Annotated in this window: 12 tRNA genes, 1 rRNA gene and 1 other annotated feature (2 of these 14 only partly in view); all 13 genes read left to right on the top strand. The window is 51.9% G+C overall.

The window, feature by feature from the left end:
* Positions 1 to 747: a sequence feature (23S ribosomal RNA rRNA prediction is too short), on the top strand; it begins 1,192 nt to the left of the window's first position.
* 117 nt (positions 748 to 864) lie between these two features.
* A 5S ribosomal RNA gene (rrf, locus tag B1R93_RS06705) occupies positions 865 to 980 on the top strand.
* A 6-nt stretch (positions 981 to 986) separates the two neighbouring features.
* Positions 987 to 1,061 (top strand) — tRNA-Asn (locus B1R93_RS06700).
* A gap of 4 nt (positions 1,062 to 1,065) precedes the next feature.
* Positions 1,066 to 1,159 (top strand) — tRNA-Ser (locus tag B1R93_RS06695).
* A gap of 17 nt (positions 1,160 to 1,176) precedes the next feature.
* Positions 1,177 to 1,251, top strand: a tRNA-Glu gene (locus B1R93_RS06690).
* 21 nt (positions 1,252 to 1,272) lie between these two features.
* Positions 1,273 to 1,348: transfer RNA gene (locus B1R93_RS06685), tRNA-Val, on the top strand.
* 23 nt (positions 1,349 to 1,371) lie between these two features.
* A tRNA-Met gene (locus B1R93_RS06680) sits at positions 1,372 to 1,445 on the top strand.
* 7 nt (positions 1,446 to 1,452) lie between these two features.
* Positions 1,453 to 1,529: transfer RNA gene (locus B1R93_RS06675), tRNA-Asp, on the top strand.
* 28 nt (positions 1,530 to 1,557) lie between these two features.
* Positions 1,558 to 1,633, top strand: a tRNA-Phe gene (locus B1R93_RS06670).
* 5 nt (positions 1,634 to 1,638) lie between these two features.
* Positions 1,639 to 1,711, top strand: a tRNA-Thr gene (locus tag B1R93_RS06665).
* A gap of 77 nt (positions 1,712 to 1,788) precedes the next feature.
* Positions 1,789 to 1,873, top strand: a tRNA-Tyr gene (locus B1R93_RS06660).
* A 7-nt stretch (positions 1,874 to 1,880) separates the two neighbouring features.
* Positions 1,881 to 1,954 (top strand) — tRNA-Trp (locus B1R93_RS06655).
* A 20-nt stretch (positions 1,955 to 1,974) separates the two neighbouring features.
* Positions 1,975 to 2,050 (top strand) — tRNA-His (locus B1R93_RS06650).
* A gap of 17 nt (positions 2,051 to 2,067) precedes the next feature.
* Positions 2,068 to 2,104: transfer RNA gene (locus tag B1R93_RS06645), tRNA-Gln, on the top strand; it runs 65 nt beyond the window's last position.

Genomic DNA, 2,104 nt, shown 5'->3' with positions numbered 1-2,104 from the left:
ATGGAGGCGTCGGTGGGATACTACCCTGACTGTGCTGACATTCTAACCTCGAACCGTGATCCGGTTCAGGGACAGTGTCAGGTGGGCAGTTTGACTGGGGCGGTCGCCTCCTAAACAGTAACGGAGGCGCCCAAAGGTTCCCTCAGAATGGTTGGAAATCATTCGTAGAGTGCAAAGGCAAAAGGGAGCTTGACTGCGAGACCTACAAGTCGAGCAGGGACGAAAGTCGGGCTTAGTGATCCGGTGGTTCCGCATGGAAGGGCCATCGCTCAACGGATAAAAGCTACCCTGGGGATAACAGGCTTATCTCCCCCAAGAGTCCACATCGACGGGGAGGTTTGGCACCTCGATGTCGGCTCATCGCATCCTGGGGCTGAAGTAGGTCCCAAGGGTTGGGCTGTTCGCCCATTAAAGCGGTACGCGAGCTGGGTTCAGAACGTCGTGAGACAGTTCGGTCCCTATCCGTCGCGGGCGTAGGAAATTTGAGAGGAGCTGTCCTTAGTACGAGAGGACCGGGATGGACACACCGCTGGTGTACCAGTTGTTCCGCCAGGAGCATCGCTGGGTAGCTACGTGTGGACGGGATAAGTGCTGAAAGCATCTAAGCATGAAGCCCCCCTCAAGATGAGATTTCCCATGGAGTTAATCCAGTAAGACCCCTCAGAGATGATGAGGTTGATAGGTCTGGTGTGGAAGCGTGGCGACACGTGGAGCTGACAGATACTAATCGGTCGAGGACTTATCCAATAACATTCTTGACATATGTCACACTCAGATTGTGACTTGTTTACACATTATCTAGTTTTGAGAGAATCATCTCAATGTGAACTACGAAGACAAAAGTCTATCCGATGTTCAATATAGTCTGGTGGCGATAGCGAAGAGGTCACACCCGTTCCCATGCCGAACACGGTCGTTAAGCTCTTCAGCGCCGATGGTAGTTGGGGGATTCCCCCTGCGAGAGTAGGACGTTGCCAGGCATTCCTTCCACAGTAGCTCAGTGGTAGAGCAATCGGCTGTTAACCGATCGGTCGTAGGTTCGAGTCCTACCTGTGGAGCCAACACGGAGAGCTGTCCGAGCTGGCCGAAGGAGCACGATTGGAAATCGTGTAGGCGGTGTAAAACCGTCTCGAGGGTTCGAATCCCTCGCTCTCCGCCAGTTACTTGTTTTTAGTTGGCCCGTTGGTCAAGCGGTTAAGACACCGCCCTTTCACGGCGGTAACACGGGTTCGAATCCCGTACGGGTCACCATTAAATGCAATTTAATTATTTGGAGGATTAGCTCAGCTGGGAGAGCACCTGCCTTACAAGCAGGGGGTCGGCGGTTCGATCCCGTCATCCTCCACCATTACTTTATCACCTTTATAACGGCGCGGGGTGGAGCAGTCTGGTAGCTCGTCGGGCTCATAACCCGAAGGTCGGAGGTTCAAATCCTTCCCCCGCAATAAAAATGGTCCGGTAGTTCAGTTGGTTAGAATGCCTGCCTGTCACGCAGGAGGTCGCGGGTTCGAGTCCCGTCCGGACCGCCATTTTTAAAAAGTTGTTTTCTTTATATTTGGCTTGGTAGCTCAGTCGGTAGAGCAATGGACTGAAAATCCATGTGTCGGCGGTTCGATTCCGTCCCAAGCCACCATTTATGCCGGTCTAGCTCAATTGGTAGAGCAACTGACTTGTAATCAGTAGGTTGGGGGTTCAAGTCCTCTGGCCGGCACTGTTTTAATTTTACTAATATACCTTACACCTATTGACTAAGAGATTCATATTGTGTATCATAGGTATTGTTCCTTTGGAGGGGTAGCGAAGTGGCTAAACGCGGCGGACTGTAAATCCGCTCCCTAAGGGTTCGGCGGTTCGAATCCGTCCCCCTCCACCATTTACATAGGGGCATAGTTTAACGGTAGAACAGAGGTCTCCAAAACCTCCGGTGTGGGTTCGATTCCTACTGCCCCTGCCAACTAATTTTATTTTAATATGGCGATTGTGGCGAAGTGGTTAACGCACCGGATTGTGGTTCCGGCATTCGTGGGTTCGATTCCCATCAGTCGCCCCATTTATTTATTGGGCTATAGCCAAGCGGTAAGGCAACGGACTTTGACTCCGTCAT

The sequence above is a fragment of the Halalkalibacter urbisdiaboli genome (assembly GCF_002156385.1).
GTDB classification, from domain to species: domain Bacteria; phylum Bacillota; class Bacilli; order Bacillales; family Bacillaceae_D; genus Halalkalibacter_A; species Halalkalibacter_A urbisdiaboli.
This window is presented reverse-complemented; position numbering and strand designations above follow the sequence as displayed.